Below are 19,328 nucleotides of genomic sequence, written 5' to 3'. Positions count from 1 at the left end.
CTCTCCAGCGGTCATCGGGCTGCTCATGTCCACCTCGCCGTCAGGAGCGCGACGTTGAGCATCAGTGAGAGGAGCAGCAGCGCACCGACGACGCCGAACGCCGTACCGAGACGTCGCACCCGTTGCCGGGCCCTCTCGGCGGTGACCCGGGCCGCCTCGGTCGTCTTGACCGCCTGCTTGGAGGCCTTGAGGAAGCTCTTCTCGGTCTCGGTCAGCCGCAGGCTGCGGGAGGCGACCCGGGCATCGTGGTAGGCCGCGGCGTCCAGGAGGTAGAGGGAGCTCTGCCCCGATGCCCACCACTCCTCTGCCTGGACCCGCCAGCGGGGCAGCGCCTTCTTCCGCCACGACCGGTTGTCGTCCAGGACGGGTGCGACGAGGAGGTCGTGCGACAGCTCCCACAGCTCCGTCCCGCCGGGCCGTGGATCCTCCCGCACCAGGTAGGAGGTCTGCAGGCTGGCGAGCACGTCATCGGGGTCGTCCACCGGGGGCTTCGCCCGGCTCTGCGCGCGGAGCCGGCGCTCGCTGACCAGGTCGTGCTCGACCCAGTGCCGGATCAGGTGCTCCACGTCCGGGTCACCGCCGCCGGCGTCCTTCACGACGTCCCGGTAGTAGGCGGCGAGCGCCTTGTCGAAGGGCTTGAACTTCTTCACGTCGCCCGGCGTGATCTTCCGGAACCGGTCGCCGCGGTCCTTCTCCAGCTGCTTGAAGAGGCTGTAGCAGACGACCTGGAGCAGCACCGGCTCGACGTAGGGGTGCTTGACCGTCGGCCGCTTCTCGCCGGCCTGGCCCGAGTGCACGAGCCGGAGCTCGTTGACCAGGAGCTCGACCGCGCGTTCGTCGAAGTCGATGCCCTTCGTCTGCGCCGGCTTCGCCACGGCCGGTACGGCGGACCGCGCGTCGAGCAGATCGAGCCGGAAGGTCGAGCGCAGCTGCCCCGGCAGGGACGGCCGGAAACGGTCGAGCGCGCCGATGTAGTCCTCCCGGATCGCCAGCAGGGCCCAGCGCCGCGGGTTGTCCAGGGCCTCGCCGAGCTGGCGGAAGAACTCCTCCTGCCCCTCGGCGTCCCCCCGCTCGAGGGTGAGTACCTCCTCCATCTGGTCGATGACGAGCAGCTGGGGCCGGTCGGCGGCGCCGTGGTGGGCGGCGTGGGCGTCGAGGGCCTCGCGGATGCTCAGCTGGGCCGTGCGGGCCTCCGCGGTGAAGTCGCCGACGAGTGCGTTCGTCAGGCTGAAGACGTAGCGGTTCACGCCCGTCAGCCGTCGCGGAGGCGGCAGGTTGACGCGCAGCGCGGAGAATCCCGGGTCGAAGCGGGCGGCGATGTGGAACTTGCGACGTCGGAACGCCGGCACGACGGCGATCTGGATGATCGAGGTCTTGCCGGCCCCCGAGGGCGAGTGCAGGAGCATCACCCGGCTGGAGATCAGGCTGTCGACGACCGCAGCGGCGTCCCGCTCGCGACCGAAGAAGAGGTGCTCCTCGTTCGAGCGGAAGGGCCGGGGACCGACGTACGGGTTGCGGGCGTCCGTGATCTCCTCGTGGCCGAGGAGCAGTGCTGGCTCAGTCATCGGGCGGCCTCGTCTCGTCCAGCTCGCGGAGGAACTCGGCGGACCGCCCCCAGTAGGGGTCGAGCTCGTCGGCGTCGAGGTAGCTCTCGAGGTAGTCCTGGGCGGCCTCGGGCTCGACCCGGAGGGTGCCGGGCTCGAACTGAACGCCGATGTGCCGGCTCTCCCCGTGGAGCCGCCCCTCGAAGCTCTTGATCGCCTGGAAGATCATCCGGAACTCCCAGTCGTCGAAGGTGAAGCCCACGAAGAGCAGCGAGTTCTCGGTCAGCGGCGGCTTGACGTAGCCCGGGATCGCGGACCCCTTGTCCACCTGCTTGACCCAGGCGCGGAGCCAGGTGAAGTAGTCGTCCTCGGTGAGGACCAGCGAGATCGACTTCTCGAGGCTCCCGAACAGGTGGTACACGAGCGGACGCTGCGGCTCGAAGCCGACGTTCTCCGGAGGCTCCGACGGCAGGCTCCGGTACCACTCGAAGTGGGTCGACACTGGCTTCTTCCCGGCGTCGACCAGCGCGTCCTCGAGCAGGCTCGTCCAGCTCGAGGTGACGAACACGGGCAGCTGGAGCCGGGCCAGGCGGGAGTAGCAGTCCTCGCCGTTCGCCTGCTGGCGCACCTCGCGTCCGACCGTGCGGATCAGGTCGTGCAGGTCGGGGGTCTGCCAGTCCACTCCTGGGTGCTGTGCCGCGTGCCGGGTCTTCATCCAGTGCCGGAGGAACTGGCTCATCTCGGCGCGGGCGACGCCGCGCTCGCGGGAGTCGACGGCGACGTAGCGGGCGACCGAGGCGAGGTCGGCTCGGGCGTCACCGACCACCGGCACCTGCCGGCGCTCCGCCCAGCCCTCGGCCAGCCCCTCACGCGTCGGGAGGATCCCGTCCTCCGCCGCCAGCCCCGAGCCGACGATCGGGGTGCACCCCTTCTCCGCGATCCGCGAGTGCAGCGCCCTGAAGCGGCCCTCCGTCTCGGTGCCGAAGCGCGGCAGGTACCAGGCGCTCCCACGCTTGAGGCGGGAGTAGAGGACCGGCGCGTACCAGTCGGGCACCTCGCTGATCACCGCGCGCGCCACCGACATCGCGCGCGCGGCGATCCCGTCCTTGTCGAGCTCCTTGAAGAAGCGCGGGAGGAAGCTGGCCGCGGTGTCCACGGCGACGTTCCCCTGCATCGCGACGACCACCGAGCAGCCGGCCCGCGAGAGCAGTGGCCCGAACGCCGTCAGCGCCGTACGGGACTCCACGAGCCCCTCGGGCGCCGTGCCCGCCGCAGGATCCTGGCCTGCCGACTGGCACGAGACCAGCGCGGCCAGGGTGGGAACGCGTTGACCGAGGTCGCGCACCCGCTCCGCGAACGCGGCGCCGTCGACCCTCTCGACGTTGCCCCGGTCGTTCTCGAGGAAGATCACCGGCCCGCCGTCGTCGAGCATGCCGTGGCAGACGAGGTAGAGCGCGTTGGTCTCCTGCTCCCGCATCGCCTCGAGGATGCGGTTGGCCGTCGCCCGGCGTGGCTCCTCGCCCTCCGCCGTGTCCTCGCCCACCAGGACACGGACCGCCATGTTCGCCAGAGCATCCTTCGCCCGCTTCACCTCGTCGTCGACGTCGAGCGGGGTGAGCTGCGCCAGACCGTCGTGGTGTCCCTCGATCCCGGCCGGGTTGGCCACCACCACCAGAGCCGAGAGCTGGTCCCGGAGCTTCAGGGGCGTCGGTGGGGTCCCGTCCGGGTTGCTGACGTAGCGGGAGAACCGGATGTTCTCCACCGTGCACAGGCGGTCGCCCGTGGTCGGGTCGCGCAGCGCCTCCCACCGGATCGCCTGGTAGCCGGGAGGTGCGTTGTCGTCGATCGCGAGTCGTACGTAGACGGGCATCTCCCGAGCCAGCCGCACGGCCCGGTCCAGGTAGGTGCCCGCACCCTGTCCGTAGAGCATCCGCCCCAGCTCGGCGCCGTAGGCCGTCGCGTCGCCGGCGTGCTCCGCCAGAGCCGTCAGGTCGAAGGTGACCGGGTCCGGTGCGAAGTACTGGTAGTCCTCGGTGTCCCCCGGCGCGTTGAAGAGGATCGAGAGGTCGAAGGCGCCGTCGCCGCGCCACTGCAGGAGCAGCTGGAGATCACTGTGCTTGAGCGCTGCGGATGCTGCCATGACGTACCTCGACACCCCGAGTCGTGTCCAAGCTCGCAGTCCACCAGCCCGTCACGCTGGCGACCCGTGGATCCGGCCTACATACGCCATAGTCGGTAGCGCCCGCCGGGAACCCCGGACTCAACACTGCTCCGCGTCCGAGGGCTCCAGCACGAGCGCGACGCCGTCCACCGTGAGCCGGCCCGTCGACCACGGCGTCACCGCCGAGCACCCCTCACCCCGGCCGGAGACGACCAGCTCGGTCGCCCCGCCGGCCTGCACGGTCGCCGACGCGACGTCCCACCTCGTGCCGCCCTCGCGGAACGCCTCCGACACGACCCAGACCGCACGGTCGGTGGGATTGACGACCCGGAGCGTCACCGTGAACGACCCGTCGACGTCCTGCCGGGACCCGACCACCGCGACCTCGGGCCCCTGGCCGCAGAAGGCGTCGACGGCCCGCCGGTAGTCGTCGAGGTTCGACGGCCGGTAGGTGGCGCTCACCGCGTCTCGGCCAGCGCCTCGTGACTCGACCGTCAGCACGGGGACCAGGTCGCGTACCTCGCACCTCGGGTGGATCCAGCCCTCGGCGGATACCCGCGTGTGCGCGGCGACCGGGAACGGGTCCGGCCCGGGCTCCTCGTACGTGCTCGACGCGAAGTGCAGTCCGCGCTCGACCTCGTCGCCGAGGGCGACGGATCCGCCGGTCAGCAGACTCGTCTCGGCCAGGACCGGGTCGATGCCCAGTCGGAGGCCGCCAGGCTCGACGTACACGTCGAACGGGATCGGCTGGGCGCCCTCGAGCGCCTCCGCGTCGTCGACGTCGTCGCCGATCCCGAGCCCCGCGCCGACGACCGCGGCCACGACGGCAGCAGCGCCGATCGCTCCGCCGGCCCAGAGTCTCGACATCGGACCAGCCTGCAGAATGAGTCGACGCCGCTGGCGGCTCGAGCGCGACGTCACCAACATCGGCGACTGACTCCCTCCTGAACCCGCCGGCGCTAGCGTGCGTCCAAGCGCGCGACACGAGGAGGCCGGATGCGGCGGGCAGTGGGCGTGGGCGCGGCCGCCGTCGGGGTGGCGGCGGTGCTCGTCGCCGCGCTCGTCGTGGGGCTCGGCGGTTCGGACAACAGCGGCACGACCGACGGTCCCGTCATCACGCTCGCGGGCGACTGGGACGGCTACCCGGCTGCCGAGGTGACGGGGCGGCTGACCCTGGTCGACGGCTGCCTGCTCCTCGGACGATCGGTGGTGTTCTGGCCGCACGGCGCCTCGTGGGACGCCGACGAGCAGGCGGTCGAGTTCGGCGGCGACTTCGACGACTCGACGGCGGTGACGGTCGGGGCGATGTTCACCGGCGGTGGCGGCTTCTTCTCGGCCGGCACCCTGAGCCGGCTCACCTCGATCGACGCCGACGCGCTGCTCCGCTGCGTGCGTACGACGGGGGCCGACGACACCGTGATGGCCTACCCCTCGGGCTGACGCCCAGAACTCTCATCGAGCGCGAGGTTCAGGACCGCCCCGGCGCGGTTACCGTGCAGGGCATGCGCTCCCTCGTTCTCGGAACCGTCCTGGCCCTCGGCGCCACGCTGTCCGCCCCCGCGGCGCAGGCGCACGCACCCCAAGCGGTCCACGCCGGCAAGGCCGATAAGGCCGACAAGGCCGACAAGGCCGACAAGAAGGCCGCCGCGCCCGGGCTGCACGTCAAGCGGCTGGTCACCGGCCTCGACCACCCGTGGGACGTGAAGCCGATCGGCAAGGGGCGGCTGATCTACACCCAGCGCGAGCGGGCGACGGTGTCGATCTGGGCCCACGGGCGCAAGCGGGTGATCAAGAACTTCCCGTCCGGACAGGTCTGGGTCTCCGGCGAGACCGGGCTGATGGGCCTCGAGGTCGCGAACGACTTCGGCAGCAGCCGCCGCTTCTGGACCTGCCAGGGCGGCAACACCAGCGGGGGTGGCCACGACGTCCGCGTGATGACGTGGACCCTCGACAAGCGGCTGCGCCGGGTCACCTCGCACCGCGAGCTGCTCGGCGGCTTCCCCACCACCAGCGGCCGGCACGGCGGCTGCCGCCTGCTCCAGGTCGGCTCGAAGCTGTACGTCGGGACCGGCGACGCGGCCACCGGCACCAACCCGGAGAACAAGAAGTCCCTCGGTGGCAAGACGCTCTGCCTGCGCCTCAGCGGCCGCCCGTGCGCGAGCAACCCCTTCGTCCACAGCGGCAACCGCAACAAGCGCTACGTCCACACCTACGGCCACCGCAACGTCCAGGGCCTCGCCCAGCGCGCCGACGGCAGCCTGTGGTCGATCGAGCAGGGCACCTACCGCGACGACGAGGTCAACAAGCTCCGCAACGGCGGCGACTACGGCTACAACCCTGTCCCCGGCTACAACGAGAACGTCCCGATGACCGACCAGTCGCTGCCCGGCAAGCAGATCGCCGCGAAGTGGCGCTCGGGCGACCCGACGCTGGCCACCTCCGGCGGTGGCTTCATCGCGGGCAGCGCCTGGGGCGCGCTCGACGGCACCCTCGCCGTCGCGGCCCTCAAGGCCGAGCGCGTCCTCTTCCTGACCTTCTCGAGGGCCGGCCGGCTGCAGGACGTCCGGACGCCGAAGAAGCTCCGTCAGTACGGCCGGATCCGCACCGTCGTCGACGGCCCCGGCTCGGTCTTCTACGTCACCACCGACAACGGCAACGGCGACGACGTGATCCTGGCGGTGCGCCCGAAGAGCTGAGCCCGAGCAGGAGCCCCGCTTGGAGCGATCCGCCATCCTGCCTGTGTGGACACCCAGACCATCGCGAACCTCCTGCTCGTCGTGGCCTTCATCCTCGTGGGCGGTGTCTTCGCGGGCACCGAGATCGCGCTGGTCTCGCTGCGCGAGGGCCAGATCAACGCCATGGAGCAGCGCGGCGCGCGCGGTGCCCGCGTCGCGTCGGTTGCCCGCGACCCCAACCGCTTCCTCGCCGCGGTGCAGATCGGCGTCACCGTGGCGGGCTTCTTCTCCGCGGCGTACGGCGCCTCGACGCTCGCCCCCGACTTCGCCCCGGTCCTGGAGCACGCCGGGCTCGGCGAGAGCGCCGCGGACACCGCGTCGCTGATCCTGCTGACGCTCTTCATCGCCTACCTCTCCCTGGTGCTCGGCGAGCTGGTGCCGAAGCGGCTCGCGCTGCAGCGCTCGCAGGGCGTCGCCTACCTGGTCGGCGGCCCGCTGGACCGCTTCGCGATCCTCATGCGCCCGGTCGTGTGGCTGCTGTCGGTGTCCACCAACGCCGTCGTCCGCCTCTTCGGCGGCGACCCGAGCGCCACCTCGGAGGAGCTCTCCGAGGAGGAGCTGCGCTTCCTCGTCGACCAGCACGAGGGCCTCGCCGACGACGAGCGCCGGATCCTCACCGACGTCTTCGACGCCGGCGACCGGTCGCTCTCGGAGGTGATGCGCCCGCGCGCGGACGTCACGTTCCTGCCGCTCGACGCCACCGTCGCCGAGGCGGTCGCAGCCGCCCGCGCCCACCCCTACTCCCGCTTCCCGGTGATCGGCGAGGACCTCGACGACGTCCGCGGCTTCCTCCACGTCCGCGACCTGCTCGGCGCCGACCCGCAGCGCAAGGTCAAGCACCTCGTCCGCTCGCTGGTGCACCTGCCCGCCACCAACCGCGTGCTCCCGACGCTCTCCCGCATGCGCGCGGAGAGCGTGCACATCGCCGTCGTCGTCGACGAGTACGGCGGCACCGACGGCATCGTCACCCTCGAGGACCTGGTCGAGGAGCTGGTCGGCGACATCCGCGACGAGTACGACGAGGCCGCGCCCGTCGAGAGCGCCACGGACGTCGAGGCCGGGCTGACGATCGAGGACTTCTCGGCCCGCACCGGCGTCCCCCTCGAGGACGGCCCCTACGAGACCGCCGCCGGCTACCTGCTGCACCGCCTCGGGCGGATCGCCCAGGTCGGCGACGCCGTGGAGGTCGACGGCCGGCTGCTGACGGTGAGCGCGGTCGACCGGCACCGGATCACCCGGATCACGGTGCTGCCGGCTACCGAGGGGTGACGCGACCGCGCAGGAAGTAGGCGACCGGGAGCATCCCGGCCGAGTTGACCACCACGAGGGCAACGCCCCAGACCCGCTTCGAGCCCCGAACCTCTGCCGCGGGACGGCGGGCCAGGTCGACCAGCGCCGCGGTCTTCAGCAGTCCGTCGACGGTCGCACCGACGACGATCGCCCGGCGCACCCTCGGGCTGAGCTCGTCCCACCGCTTCCTCGCCATGCCTCCAGCCTAGGTCCGGCGCAGAAGTCGTAGCCGACCACCTGCGCCGACGGGAGCCCGACCATGTCGAGATCGGCGCCGCTACACGCTCAGCAGCGCGACCGCGCCGACCCAGACCAGCACGGAGAGCACCGCGACGTACGGCAGCCGGCGCGGGTGCGGCGTCCACCAGGCGCAGGCGACCAGCAGCAGGAGCACCCACGCCACGAGCAGCAGGACGACCACCCACCAGGGCGCGAAGACCGCGCTCGCGGCGTACAGGAAGAACGTGCACGCCAGCCCGGCCATGCCGACGAACGGCCAGGGCGAGATGGGTTCGTTCACCCTCGGCTCACTCCGAGTCGTTCCACTTCGGGTCGTTGTCCCACTCCTGGTTGCGCTGCTCGGCCTTGTCGAGCGCGCCCTCGGCCTCCTCGCGGGTGCCGAAGGGACCGAGCCGGTCGATGGGCGGGCACATGTCCTCGCCCTGCTCGACGCGGTGGTGCTTCACGCAGAACCAGAAGTCGGCCATATCGGGAACGTACTAGACCCGCTGACAGACGCAACGTTCCCGAAACACGCAACTGGGTATGTTCCGGCCCATGAGCATCACCGGGCTGTTCGAGGACTATCCCGGCGCGCGCGGGCCGGCGTACGACGAGATGTTCGCGGCCGAGCAGCTGCGGGCGCCGTACGAGCGACTCCGGTCCTCGCTGACCGACCTCACCATCCCCGAGCTCGCGGCCCGGGTGGAGGCGCTGCAGGCGAGCTACCTCGACCAGGGCGTCACCTTCGACATCGGCGGCGAGGAGCGGGCCTTCCCGCTCGACATCCTGCCGCGGGTCATCGAGATGGACACCTGGTCGACCATCGAGCGCGGCGTGCAGCAGCGGGTGAAGACGCTGGAGGCGTTCCTGGCCGACGTGTACGACGCGGGCCAGGTCTTCGCCGACGGCGTGATCCCGCGCCGGGTGATCGCGACCTCGTCGCACTACCACCGGGAGGCGGCCGGCGTACGCCCGCCCAACGGGGTGCGCGTGCACGTCTCCGGCATCGACCTGATCCGCGACAACGCCGGCGAGTTCCGGGTGCTCGAGGACAACGTGCGGGTGCCGTCCGGGGTGTCCTACGTCATGACCAACCGGCGCGCGATCTCCTCCGCGCTGCCCGAGCCCTTCGCCGAGCACCGGATCCGGCCGGTGGCGGGCTACCCCCAGCGGCTGCTCGCCGCGCTGCGCGCCGCCGCCCCCGCGGGCGTCACCGACCCGACCGTCGTGGTGCTGACGCCGGGCGTCTACAACGGCGCCTACTTCGAGCACGCGCTGCTCGCGCGCACCATGGGCGTCGAGCTGGTCGAGGGCCGCGACCTCGTCTGCCGTCGTGGCCGGGTGATGATGCGGACCACCAAGGGTCTCGAGCAGGTGCACGTGATCTACCGGCGCGTGGACGACGAGTTCCTCGACCCGGTGCACTTCCGCGCCGACTCGATGCTCGGCTGCCCCGGCCTGATCGACGCCTCGCGCGCCGGCAACGTCACGCTCGCCAACGCGGTCGGCAACGGCGTCGCCGACGACAAGCTCGTCTACACCTACCTGCCGGACCTGATCCGCTACTACCTCGACGAGGAGCCGGTCCTCAAGAACGTCGACACCTGGCGGATGGGCGACCCCGAGGCCCGCGAGGAGGTGCTCGACCGGATCGACGAGCTGGTGCTCAAGCCGGTCGACGGCTCCGGCGGCAAGGGCATCGTGATCGGCCCGCGGGCCACCCGCGCCGAGCTCGACGAGCTGCGGGTCAAGGTCCTGGAGGACCCGCGCTCCTGGATCGCGCAGCCCGTCGTCCAGCTCTCGACGGTACCGACCTTCGTGGACGGCAAGTTCGGTCCCCGGCACGTCGACCTGCGGCCCTTCGCGGTCAACGACGGCAACCGCGTGTGGGTGCTCCCCGGCGGCCTGACCCGGGTCGCGCTCGCCGAGGGCGAGCTGATCGTCAACTCCTCCCGTGGCGGTGGCTCCAAGGACACCTGGGTGCTCGCCGGCCCGGGGCCGCTCCCCCGCCACGCCGAGACCACGACGGTGCCGGTCAGCCCGCCGCCGCAGACCACCGGGCCGGCGCTCTCCGACCTGGCCGACCACGAGCAGCAACAACAGCAGCAACAGGGGGTCTCGACAGGCTCGACCACCCAGGAGGTCCCGCCGTGCTGAGCCGGATCGCCGAGTCGATGTTCTGGATCGGTCGGTACGTCGAGCGGGCGGAGGACACCGCCCGGATCCTCGACGTGCAGACCCAGCTCCTCCTCGAGGAGGCGGGCATCGACGAGCAGACGACCTGCCGGACGCTGCTCTCGATCATGGGCGTCGAGGTCGACGACGACACCCGGGTCGACCTGACCACGGTGCTGCGGCTGCTCGCCTACGACCCGCACCACCCGAGCTCGATCGCCTCCGCGCTGGGCGCGGCCCGCGAGTCCGCGCGCCGGGCCCGCGAGACGCTCTCGGTGCCGATGTGGGAGTCGATCAACACGACGTACCGCGCGATCCCCTCGGGCCACTTCACCTCGATGCGGCCGCCGATGGTCTTCCAGTGGGTGCGCGAGCGGGCGGCCTTCATCAACGGCACCGCCGACGCGACGATGACCCGCGACGAGGGCTGGCACTTCCTCATGCTCGGGCGCTGCATCGAGCGCGCCGACATGACCTCACGGCTGGTCGCGACCGCCGCGGTCGCCGCGAGCACGGGCTCGCCGTGGACCAGCACGCTCCGCGCCTGCGGCGCCTACGAGGCGTTCCTGCGCACCTACCGCGGCATGGAGACCGACCGGGGCGCGGCGGAGTTCCTGCTGCTCGACCGGCTCTTCCCGCGGTCGGTGGTCTTCTCGCTCAACCGCGCCGAGCAGTGCGTGGACAACCTGGAGTCGTCCGGCCAGCGGGCGGGCTTCCAGAACGAGGGACAGCGGCTGCTCGGCCGCACCCGAGCCGAGCTGGAGTACCGCTCGCTCTCCGACGTCCTCGCCGACCTGCCCAACGAGATGGAGCGCCTGCAGCGCACCTGCGCGCTCGCCACCGAGGCGGTCACCCGCCGCTACTTCGCCGGCGCCGAGGCGCTGGCCTGGCAGGGGGTGCTCTGAGTGAGCATGCAGCTGCGCGTCGTCCACCGGACGACGTTCGAGTACGACGGCAAGGCGGTCGCGTCGTACAACCAGGCGCGCCTGACGCCGCAGACCACGCCCGAGCAGATCGTGTCGCACAGCCGGGTGGAGGTGTCGCCGGCGCCGTGGATCTACGAGTACCGCGACTACTTCGGCACCGCCGTGACGGCCTTCGAGGTGCTCGAGCCGCACGACTCGATGACGGTCACCGCGACCGCGACCGTGCACACCAACCGCCCGCCGGCGGGGATGCCGACGATCAGCTGGGAGGAGCTCGCCGACCCGGACGTGATGGACCGGTGGACGGAGTACCTCGCCCTCGCACCGATGACCGAGCCCGGCGAGGACTTCGCCGCGCGGGTCAAGCAGATCGGCGCCGACGCCTCCCTCCCGGGCGACGCGGCCCGCGCGATCTGCGAGCTCGTCCAGCGCGAGGTGGAGTACCGCGTCGGCGCCACCGACGTGCACTCGCGCGCCGCGGACGTGTGGGAGCAGCGCGCCGGCGTCTGCCAGGACATGGCGCACCTCGCCATCGGCGGCATGCGCCAGCTCGGCATCCCGGCCCGCTACGTCTCCGGCTACTTCCACCCCCGCGCCCGCCCCGAGATCGGCGAGACGGTCCCCGGCGAGTCGCACGCGTGGGTGGAGTGGTGGGACCACGGCTGGCACGCCTTCGACCCGACCAACGACACCGAGCCGGGCGACCGGTACGTCGTGGTCGCCACCGGGCGCGACTACGACGACGTGAAGCCGCTCAGCGGCATCTACTCCGGGGCCGCGACCTCGGCGATGGACGTCGAGGTGACGGTCACTCGTCTGGGGTGAGCGGCAGCTCCTCGGCGACCCGGGCGCGCATGTAACGCGGAGTTATGGGGTCTCCCGAGGCGTTGCAACGGGGCGGAAGGTCCCATAACTCCGCGTTACATATCGGCGCGGGCTTCAGCCCTCGGGGTTGAGTCGCTGCTCGACCCGGAGGACGGCGAGGCCGTGGTCGGGGTCGCCGCTCATCGCAGCGGCCAGCCGCAGGTGAGGAAGCGCCTCGGCGTACCGGCTCTGCCGCTCGAGGCACCGGCCCAGCGCGTGCTGGGACCAGTCGTCGGTCGGGTTGTCGGCCACGAGCCTCTCGAGGTCGGACTCGGCGCGCTGCAGCTGCGCGCGCATCAGGTAGGCCCACGCGCGCAGCGTGAGCAGGCCGGTGTTGTCGGGCTCCTGCTCCAGCGCCGGCTCGACCAGCTCGAGCGCCTCCTTGGGGGCGCGGTTGGCAAGCAGGTCGAAGGCGGTGCGGTAGGCCGATTCGGGGGCTGCCGCCATCTCCGGGAAGACGATGCGCGGCACGGGCAGCATCTCGTCGTTCATGTCGCTCCTAACGCTCGCAGGGCGTGTCCGATTCCCGCTAGTAGGTCGGCGGGTCGTCGTGCAGGATCAGCTGGAAGAGGACGTGATCGACCCAGCGTCCCCCGATGAAGAGGAAGCGCTCGGCCACGCCGTACTGCTGGAAGCCGGCGCGCCGCAGCACGGCCTGGCTCGCGGTGTTGTGCAGCATCGTCCCGGCCTCGAGCCGGTGCATCCCGATCCCCCGCGCGTACTGCTCCACGTGCCTCACCATCCCCGTCGCCAGCCCGCGCCCGAGGTGCTCGTGGTCGAGCCAGTAGCCGACCGTCCCGCTCTGCAGGACGCCCCGCACGACGTTGTCGAGCGCCACCTGCCCCACGATGCGCCCGTCGTGCCACAGGCAGAAGACGTGCCGCTTCCCCGACGCCTGCTCCCCGATCTGCCGCGTGATGTCCGCGGCCTGCCCCTCGACGGTGAAGAACGACTCCGGCCGCACCGGGTCCCACGGCGCCAAGTGCTCGCGGTTGCGCCCGTACGCCGCCGCCCGCTCCCCCGCATCCTCGATCGCCAACGGTCGCAGCTCATATCCCTCAGCCAGCACGATCCGAGGCTATCCGGCGGACCGGGGCCACGCTGGTTGAGGTGCGAGGAGCGCCAGCGACGAGCCGTACCGGTGGTTGAGGTGCGAAGGCGCTCTGGCGCCTGAGCCTCGAAACCCCGGAACCCGACGTACGGCGTCGAGCTAGATCTTCTCCATCTTCCGGAACGGGCTCGCCACCCGCACGGTCTTGGAGCCGAAGTTCACGGTCACGCCGGCCGGGTCGAGCGCGACGACCGAGCCGAGGCCGTGGAGGTCGTGGGAGACGCGGTCGCCGCAGTCGTACTGCTCGATCTCCGCCTCCACCTCCTGCTTGAAGGGGCTGCTCGCGGGCTGGCGGACTCGGGAGTGCGGCGTGGTAGTCATCGGTTCGAGTATGGACCCGGGCGAGCCCCGGCGGAGCATCCCCGCAGAAGAAGCTGTCGCCGACGAAGACCCGGCTGGACCACTACGCCGCTATCCTTCTCCTGCGGATGGGCTGGCCGGGCGACCGCGTGGAGGCAACTCCCCGAGGAAGGTCCGGGCTCCACAGGGCAAGGTGGTGGGTAACACCCACCCGGGGCAACCCGCGGGACAGTGCCACAGAGAACAGACCGCCCCTGGCAACAGGGGTAAGGGTGAAACGGTGGTGTAAGAGACCACCAGCGACCGGGGTGACCCGGCCGGCTCGGTAAACCCCACCTGGAGCAAGGTCAAGAAGTCCGGTGCTTGCACCGGACGCGCGCATGACTGAGGGCGGCCCGCCCGAGTGCGCGGGTAGACCGCTGGAGGCGGCCGGCAACGGCCGCCGTAGATGGATGGTCGCCACGCTTCGGCGTACAGAACCCGGCCTACAGGCCAGCCCATCCGCTGCGAGGGTTCGTGCACGGCCAGGGCGGGCAGAGAGAAAGCCATGGTAGCGAGCATCGGCTTCTACTCCGACGACCTGACTCGCGAGCACATCGTTGCGGCCAACCGTGCGGCGATGCTCGTGGACCTCACCGCGGCTTGGCGCAGCTGGTTCGAGGAGGTCGGGCTCGAGTCCCCGGACGGACTCACCTACCTCGCCATCGATGATCGCGAGAAGCCACGGCGCTGGGTGCGTGGGCCGGATCTGACGTACAAGGTCGGTGCAGCCCGCATCGTCCGGGCGGAGGCGGATGGGCGGCTGGTGGCCGAATGGTTGGCGATCTTCGGCGAGATGTTCGACTACTGGGCCGAGAAGAAGGGCACCGATCCGCACCCGCCGTTGCCCGACCCGGATGCGCCGCTGCCGCCGGAGGTCGAGGCCAATCTCATGGCGTTCTACGGCAACCAGGTCCTGATGGACGCCGAGACGGAGCTGATGATGGAGCTTCTCGACGACGACTGACGCCTCCGTGATCGGGTATCGAACAGTCATGAGCACCCACGCGCTGCCCGCACGACGCGGCCTCCCGTCCGGTCTGGCGCTGGTCGTCTTCCTGCTGGCGGTCGCGGCGGTGGCCGGCGTCGGCGGTCTCGCGGCGGCGAACGCATCGGACACCTACGACCGGCTCGAGCTGCCGGCGTTCGCGCCGCCCAGCTGGCTGTTCGGGCCGGTGTGGACGGTGCTCTACGTGCTGATCGCGGTCGCCGGCTGGCTGGTCTGGCGGCAGGTCGGCGTCGACCGGGCGATGGCGGCGTACGCCGTGCAGCTCGTGCTCAATGCGTGCTGGACGCCGCTCTTCTTCGCCGGGGACTGGTACGGCGCGGCTCTCGTGGAGATCGTCGTGCTGGTGGCGGCCGTGGTGGTGACGATCGGGATGTTCTGGCGGCGGCAGCGGGCGGCGGCGTACCTGCTCCTCCCCTACGCCGCGTGGGTCGGGTTCGCCACGGCGCTGAACGCGTCGATCTGGTGGCTGAACCGCTGACCGAAACGTCGCTCGCGGGGCCCGCCGAGAAGTAGGGTCCGACCATGGTCTGCGCGTCCTGTGGAGAGGCGCTGCCGGCCAATGCCAAGTTCTGCCTCGAGTGCGGGACGCCGGTCGCGGCGGACAGCGGCCGTGAGGTCCGCAAGACCGTGACCCTGCTCTTCACCGACGTCACCGGCTCGACGGCGATGGGCGAAAGCCTGGACCCCGAGGCCTACCGGGGCGTGATGGGCCGCTACTTCGACGTGGCCCGAGAGGCGGTGGAGCGGCACGGCGGGACGGTCGAGAAGTTCGTCGGCGACGCCGTGCTGGCGGTGTTCGGGGTGCCGGAGGTGCGGGAGGACGACGCGCTGCGCGCTGTCCGCGCGGCCCACGAGCTCAACGCCGCGGTCGCCGAGCTGTCCACCGAGCTCCAGGCCAGCCACGGGGTGGCGCTGACGATCCGGACGGGCGTCAACACCGGCTCCGTCGTGGCGGGTACGGCGAGGGCGGGCGGGTCGTTCGCGACCGGCGACGCGGTCAACACGGCTGCCCGGCTGGAGCAGGCGGCGGGGGCGGGCGAGGTGCTGCTGGGCGAGCAGACCTGGCAGCTGGTGCGCGACGCGGTCGACGCGGAGCCGGTCGCCCCGGTCGAGGCGAAGGGCAAGAGCGAGCCGGTGCCGGCGTACCGCCTGCTCACCATCCGCGACGCGGACGCCGGCCGGAGCAGACGCCTGGACGACCCGCTGGTCGGCCGCGACCGGGAGACCCGCGCACTCGACGACGCGCTCGAGCGCACGCTCGCCAGCGGCCGCAGCCACCTGGTCACGGTGGTCGGGGCGCCGGGGATCGGGAAGACGCGGCTGGTGGGCGAGTTCGTCGCCCGGGTCGGCGACCGCGCCGACGTCGTGAGCGGCCGGTGCCTGTCCTACGGCCAGGGCATCACCTACTACCCGATCGTCGGCGTAATCCGCTCCGCGCTGCGGCTCGGCGGCACCGAGTCCGACGAGGTCGTCCGGCACGCGCTCACCCGGGCGATGGCCGAGGCCACCGACGCCGACGGGGTCGCCGACACCCTGCTCCCCCTGCTCGGCGGCGGCGGGGAGCCGCGCGGCCACGACGACACCTTCTGGGCGGTACGCCGCCTCCTCGAGCAGCTCGCCCAGCGCCGCCCGCTCGTGGTCACCGTCGACGACCTGCACTGGGCCGAGCCGACCCTGCTGGAGCTCCTGGAGCAGGTGCGCGAGGAGGTCGCGGACCTGCCGCTGCTGCTCATCTGCGGCGCCCGGCCCGAACTGCTCGAGGAGCACCCCGAGTGGGGCCACGGCTCCCTCGACTCGCTGACCTTCGGGCTCGACCCGTTCGGCGCCGCCGAGGTGCGCGACCGGGTCGAGACGATCCTCGCGGGCCCGGCGCCCGACGAGCTGGTCGCCACCGTGACCGAGTGGTCGGGCGGCAACCCGCTCTTCGTCGAGGAGATCGTGGCCCACCTGGTCGAGGAGGGTCACCTGCGCTTCACCGATCGCTGGGAGACCACCGGCGACATCGGCCGGGTGCGGGTGCCGCCGACCGTGTCGGCGCTGCTCGCGGCGCGGCTCGACCGCCTCCCCTCCGACGAGCGCGACCTCCTCGGCCGGGTCTCGGTGATCGGCCAGTCCTTCATCGCTGCCGAGGCCGTCGAGCTGCTCGACCCCGACCAGCGGCCCGCCACCGCGGCGCTGCTGACCCAGCTCGCCCGCCGCGACCTGCTCCGCCGGGTCCGCGACGGCGCCGGCGACGCGTGGGCCTTCCGCCACATCACGATCCGCGACACGGCCTACGACGCGCTCCCGAAGGCGCTGCGCGCCGAGCTGCACGAGCGCTTCGCCGACGCCGTCGCGAGCGCCGCTGCCGCGGGCGAGACCGGTGCCGAGCGGTCGGCCTTCGTGGCCCACCACCTCGCCGAGGCGCTCCGGCTGCGCACCGAGCTCGCCGCCCACGACGCCGCGCTGGCGCCGCTGCGCGCCCGGACGGCCGTGGCGCTCGGCCGGGCCGGCCTCGACGCCCAGGACCGCGACGACCCGGACGCGGCCACGGCCCTGCTCCACCAGGCGGCCGCGGTCCGGCACCCGGACCCCGCCGTACGCCGTGATCTCCTGCTCGACCTGATCACGGTGCAGCTGGCCGTGTCGCGGGCGCGCGAGGCCAGCGAGACGCTCGCCGAGCTCGATCGGGAGACCGAGGGCGTCGCTCCGCTCGACCTGGCCACGCGCGATGCGTGCGCGCTCATCATCGACCTCAGCGTCAGCGACGAGATCGACCCCGTGCGCGCGATCGAGGTCGGTGAGCGGCTCGAGGGCATGGCGCGCGACGCCGGCGACGATCGACGCGCCCTCGTCGGGCTGATCACGCTCAGCACCGCCTACAGCATGGCCGCGCTGTGGTCCCCGGCGATGACGGTGGCCGAGCGGCTGCTCGCGTCCGGGTCGCCGGCCAGCGTCCGCCTGGGACACCTCCAGCGCGGCGGTGCGGCCCTGCACGGCTCCACCCCGCTCTCCCGGCTGCGGGACTACTACCCCGTACGGACCGACTCCCCCACCGGGCGCTACTGGAGCGCGATGATCGAGGCCATCGGGATGGCCGGCCCCCTTCCCGAGGAGGCCGGCCCCGCGATCGCCGTGGCCACCCTCCGGTCCGAGGAGGCCGGCGAGCTGGCCACCTTCCTGGTCGGCACCTCCTACGCCCGCCACCTCGTCGGCGACCTCGACGGTGCAATCGACCACTACGGACGCGCGGTCGAGAAGCTCTTCGCCGACGGCGAGGGCGCGATCGCCTCGACCTACATCGGCGAGCGGTCGATGGTCCGCCTGCTCCGGGGCGACGACGTCGACGAGATCGCGCAGGAGCAGGTCGTCGCGCACCGCCACACCTCGCCGTACGACGGTGCCTCGGTCTCCCTCAACGCCGTCGTTGCCTGCGCGGTCGCCGTCCATGCCGGCGACCTGGGCGAGGCCCGCGAGCAGGCGGCGCTGGCGCTCCGCGTGGTCGACACGACCGAGAACATCTGGCACCAGGCGGAGGTACGCCTGCACGTGAGCGCGCTCGCGCGGACCACCGGCGACCGAGCCGAGGAGCGGCGTCTGCTCAGCGAGGCGCGGGACCTCTTCCGCGCCAAGGAGATCGCCTACTGGGCACGCTGGTGCGAGGAGCGGCTGGCCGAGCTCGATCGGGACACCCCGTGACGAACGACGAGATGCGCGCGACCTGGACCAGCGCGGGAGTCGGGTGGGTGGAGCACCAGCGCATCTTCGACTCCGTCTTCGCCCCGGTCACCGCGGCGCTGCTCGACGCGGCCGACCTGGGCCCGCGCCAGCGGGTGCTGGACGTCGGCTGCGGGTCGGGCACGCTCCTCGCGGCCGGCGCCGACCGTGGCGCCTCGATGGTCGGCATCGACATCTCGCCGACCATGGTCGAGGCGGCCCGCCACCGGGTCCCGGAGGCGACCGTGGTGCTCGCCGACGCCCAGACGGCCGGACTGCTCGACGCGGCGCCCGGCGCGGCGTTCGACCGGGTGGTCTCGCGGTTCGGGGTGATGTTCTTCGCCGACCCCGTCGTGGCCTTCACGCGGATCTGGTCGGCCGCCACACCCGACGCCCGGCTGGCGTTCGCCTGCTGGCGGACCCGGGCGGAGAACCCGATGTTCTCCCTGGGCACCGACGTCCTCGTCGCCCGGATGGCGCCGCGGCCCGAACAGCCGCCGTACGCGCCCGGGCCGACGGCCTTCGCCGAGCCGGACCGGCTCCACGCGGTGCTCGAGGGCGCCGGCTGGACCTCGGTCACGATGACGCCCGTCGACTTCACGTGCGACTACGGCGTCGACGGCAGCGACGGCGTCGAGGAGCGGATGGCCACGATGCTCGCGACCACGACCGGGCAGGCGGCGCGTGCCGAGCTCGAGCCGGTGCTCGGGCCTGCCGGGTGGGCGGCGTTGCTCGACGAGGCCCGCCGGGAGGTGGCGGCGGCGAAGGTGGACGGCGTGGTCCGCTTCCCGGGCGCGATCTGGCTGGTCACGGCCGAGGCCGGCGACTGACGCGGAGCCGTTCGCGCTCAGGCACGCTCAGGCGCGGTCGTGGAGCGTGACGTGGTAGCCGTCGGGGTCGGCAAAGGTGAACGTGCGCCCGAACGGCCCGTCGATCGGCTCGGCGACGATCGGGTGACCATCGGCCACGAGCGCGTCGTGGATCTCCTGGACGTCGGTGGCGTGCAGCCACAGGGCGACGCCGAGGCCCGGCTGGGCGGCGCCGAGGTCGGTGCCGGGCAGCAGGTCACGGACGGCGAAGGCGATCGGCGTGGTCGCGAAGACGACGGCGTGCGGCGGACCGGCCGGCGAGCGGACCAGGCCGAGGTAGCGCTCGTAGAACGCCTGCGAGGCGTCCAGGTCGCGGACCTGCAGGGAGATGAAGTCGGGACCGGTGGCGGGCATGGGAGCTCCTTCGTGCGTGTCAGTTATCTGACA

General features: G+C 72.1%; 20 protein-coding genes and 1 other RNA gene. 11 read left to right on the top strand and 10 right to left on the bottom strand.

The annotated features are described in order from the left end of the window. Positions 1 to 23: 23 nt before the first annotated feature. The 3 genes from K8U61_RS19100 to K8U61_RS19090 form a co-directional block, all read right to left on the bottom strand. Positions 24 to 1,565 carry an nSTAND1 domain-containing NTPase gene (locus tag K8U61_RS19100; protein WP_224124649.1) on the bottom strand — a complete coding sequence of 514 codons (1,542 nt, stop codon included), beginning with the start codon at positions 1,563 to 1,565 and terminating at the stop codon, positions 24 to 26. Next, the gene (locus K8U61_RS19095; RefSeq protein ID WP_224124648.1) at positions 1,558 to 3,684 is read right to left on the bottom strand and encodes an SIR2 family protein; all 2,127 of its coding nucleotides are present in this window, start codon (positions 3,682 to 3,684) and stop codon (positions 1,558 to 1,560) included. Before K8U61_RS19095 ends, K8U61_RS19100 begins: the two co-directional genes overlap by 8 nt. 120 nt (positions 3,685 to 3,804) lie before the next feature. Then, positions 3,805 to 4,572 (bottom strand): hypothetical protein, encoded by a 768-nt coding sequence (locus K8U61_RS19090; RefSeq protein WP_224124647.1) that lies wholly within the window; start codon positions 4,570 to 4,572, stop codon positions 3,805 to 3,807. Positions 4,573 to 4,701: 129 nt separating this feature from the next. Between K8U61_RS19090 and K8U61_RS19085 the strand changes: the two genes are divergently transcribed. The 3 genes from K8U61_RS19085 (at position 4,702) to K8U61_RS19075 (ending at position 7,709) form a co-directional block, all read left to right on the top strand. Then, positions 4,702 to 5,145, top strand: coding sequence for a hypothetical protein (locus tag K8U61_RS19085; protein ID WP_224124646.1), 444 nt, complete (start codon positions 4,702 to 4,704; stop codon positions 5,143 to 5,145). 62 nt (positions 5,146 to 5,207) lie between these two features. After that, the gene (locus tag K8U61_RS19080; protein ID WP_224124645.1) at positions 5,208 to 6,401 is read left to right on the top strand and encodes a PQQ-dependent sugar dehydrogenase; all 1,194 of its coding nucleotides are present in this window, start codon (positions 5,208 to 5,210) and stop codon (positions 6,399 to 6,401) included. Between the two features lie 45 nt (positions 6,402 to 6,446). Further along, positions 6,447 to 7,709 (top strand): hemolysin family protein, encoded by a 1,263-nt coding sequence (locus tag K8U61_RS19075; protein ID WP_224124644.1) that lies wholly within the window; start codon positions 6,447 to 6,449, stop codon positions 7,707 to 7,709. Here the strand turns inward: K8U61_RS19075 and K8U61_RS19070 are convergent. The 3 genes from K8U61_RS19070 to K8U61_RS19060 form a co-directional block, all read right to left on the bottom strand. Beyond that, complete coding sequence (locus tag K8U61_RS19070; protein ID WP_224124643.1) at positions 7,696 to 7,926, bottom strand: hypothetical protein; 231 nt, start codon at positions 7,924 to 7,926, stop codon at positions 7,696 to 7,698. The genes K8U61_RS19075 and K8U61_RS19070 overlap by 14 nt on opposite strands. 81 nt (positions 7,927 to 8,007) lie before the next feature. Then, positions 8,008 to 8,250: a hypothetical protein gene (locus K8U61_RS19065; RefSeq protein ID WP_224124642.1), complete on the bottom strand. Its 243-nt coding sequence runs from the start codon at positions 8,248 to 8,250 to the stop codon at positions 8,008 to 8,010. 7 nt (positions 8,251 to 8,257) lie between these two features. Next, positions 8,258 to 8,437, bottom strand: coding sequence for a hypothetical protein (locus tag K8U61_RS19060; protein WP_224124641.1), 180 nt, complete (start codon positions 8,435 to 8,437; stop codon positions 8,258 to 8,260). A gap of 70 nt (positions 8,438 to 8,507) precedes the next feature. On the opposite strand from K8U61_RS19060, the gene K8U61_RS19055 reads away from it, so the two are divergent. The 3 genes from K8U61_RS19055 to K8U61_RS19045 are packed head-to-tail and all read left to right on the top strand — an operon-like array spanning position 8,508 to position 11,878. After that, positions 8,508 to 10,109, top strand: a complete 1,602-nt coding sequence (locus tag K8U61_RS19055) for a circularly permuted type 2 ATP-grasp protein (protein ID WP_224124640.1) — start codon at positions 8,508 to 8,510, stop codon at positions 10,107 to 10,109. Further along, the gene (locus K8U61_RS19050) at positions 10,103 to 11,032 is read left to right on the top strand and encodes an alpha-E domain-containing protein (RefSeq protein WP_224124639.1); all 930 of its coding nucleotides are present in this window, start codon (positions 10,103 to 10,105) and stop codon (positions 11,030 to 11,032) included. The genes K8U61_RS19055 and K8U61_RS19050 overlap by 7 nt, the downstream gene beginning before the upstream one ends. A gap of 6 nt (positions 11,033 to 11,038) precedes the next feature. Next, a complete protein-coding gene (locus K8U61_RS19045) occupies positions 11,039 to 11,878 on the top strand; it encodes a transglutaminase family protein (protein ID WP_224124772.1) in 840 nt (279 codons plus the stop codon). A gap of 114 nt (positions 11,879 to 11,992) precedes the next feature. Here the strand turns inward: K8U61_RS19045 and K8U61_RS19040 are convergent, their stop codons facing one another. From K8U61_RS19040 to K8U61_RS19030, 3 genes are all read right to left on the bottom strand, one after another. Beyond that, positions 11,993 to 12,409 carry a tetratricopeptide repeat protein gene (locus K8U61_RS19040; protein WP_224124638.1) on the bottom strand — a complete coding sequence of 139 codons (417 nt, stop codon included), beginning with the start codon at positions 12,407 to 12,409 and terminating at the stop codon, positions 11,993 to 11,995. A gap of 37 nt (positions 12,410 to 12,446) precedes the next feature. Then, the gene (locus K8U61_RS19035) at positions 12,447 to 12,986 is read right to left on the bottom strand and encodes a GNAT family N-acetyltransferase (RefSeq protein ID WP_224124637.1); all 540 of its coding nucleotides are present in this window, start codon (positions 12,984 to 12,986) and stop codon (positions 12,447 to 12,449) included. A gap of 141 nt (positions 12,987 to 13,127) precedes the next feature. Then, positions 13,128 to 13,349, bottom strand: a complete 222-nt coding sequence (locus K8U61_RS19030; protein ID WP_224124636.1) for a hypothetical protein — start codon at positions 13,347 to 13,349, stop codon at positions 13,128 to 13,130. A gap of 108 nt (positions 13,350 to 13,457) precedes the next feature. Here K8U61_RS19030 and rnpB point away from each other — a divergent pair. The 5 genes from rnpB to K8U61_RS19005 all read left to right on the top strand — a co-directional run bounded on the left by rnpB (position 13,458) and on the right by K8U61_RS19005 (position 18,902). After that, positions 13,458 to 13,832: RNase P RNA component class A (gene rnpB, locus K8U61_RS19025), an RNA gene on the top strand. Positions 13,833 to 13,875: 43 nt separating this feature from the next. Beyond that, positions 13,876 to 14,334: a hypothetical protein gene (locus K8U61_RS19020; protein ID WP_224124635.1), complete on the top strand. Its 459-nt coding sequence runs from the start codon at positions 13,876 to 13,878 to the stop codon at positions 14,332 to 14,334. Positions 14,335 to 14,362: 28 nt separating this feature from the next. Further along, positions 14,363 to 14,854, top strand: coding sequence for a TspO/MBR family protein (locus K8U61_RS19015; RefSeq protein WP_224124634.1), 492 nt, complete (start codon positions 14,363 to 14,365; stop codon positions 14,852 to 14,854). A 44-nt stretch (positions 14,855 to 14,898) separates the two neighbouring features. Next, complete coding sequence (locus K8U61_RS19010; RefSeq protein WP_224124633.1) at positions 14,899 to 18,054, top strand: adenylate/guanylate cyclase domain-containing protein; 3,156 nt, start codon at positions 14,899 to 14,901, stop codon at positions 18,052 to 18,054. After that, the gene (locus tag K8U61_RS19005; protein WP_224124632.1) at positions 18,051 to 18,902 is read left to right on the top strand and encodes a class I SAM-dependent methyltransferase; all 852 of its coding nucleotides are present in this window, start codon (positions 18,051 to 18,053) and stop codon (positions 18,900 to 18,902) included. The genes K8U61_RS19010 and K8U61_RS19005 overlap by 4 nt, the downstream gene beginning before the upstream one ends. Positions 18,903 to 18,929: 27 nt before the next feature. Here K8U61_RS19005 and K8U61_RS19000 read toward each other — a convergent pair whose 3' ends face one another. Then, entirely contained in the window at positions 18,930 to 19,295 is a 366-nt protein-coding gene (locus K8U61_RS19000) for a VOC family protein (RefSeq protein WP_224124631.1), read from the bottom strand. Positions 19,296 to 19,328 lie beyond the last annotated feature (33 nt).

The organism is Nocardioides mangrovi, from assembly GCF_020073815.1.
Classification (GTDB): Bacteria; Actinomycetota; Actinomycetes; order Propionibacteriales; family Nocardioidaceae; genus Nocardioides; species Nocardioides mangrovi.
The sequence above is the reverse complement of the archived record's forward strand: the minus strand, read 5'-3'. Positions and strand labels throughout refer to the sequence as shown.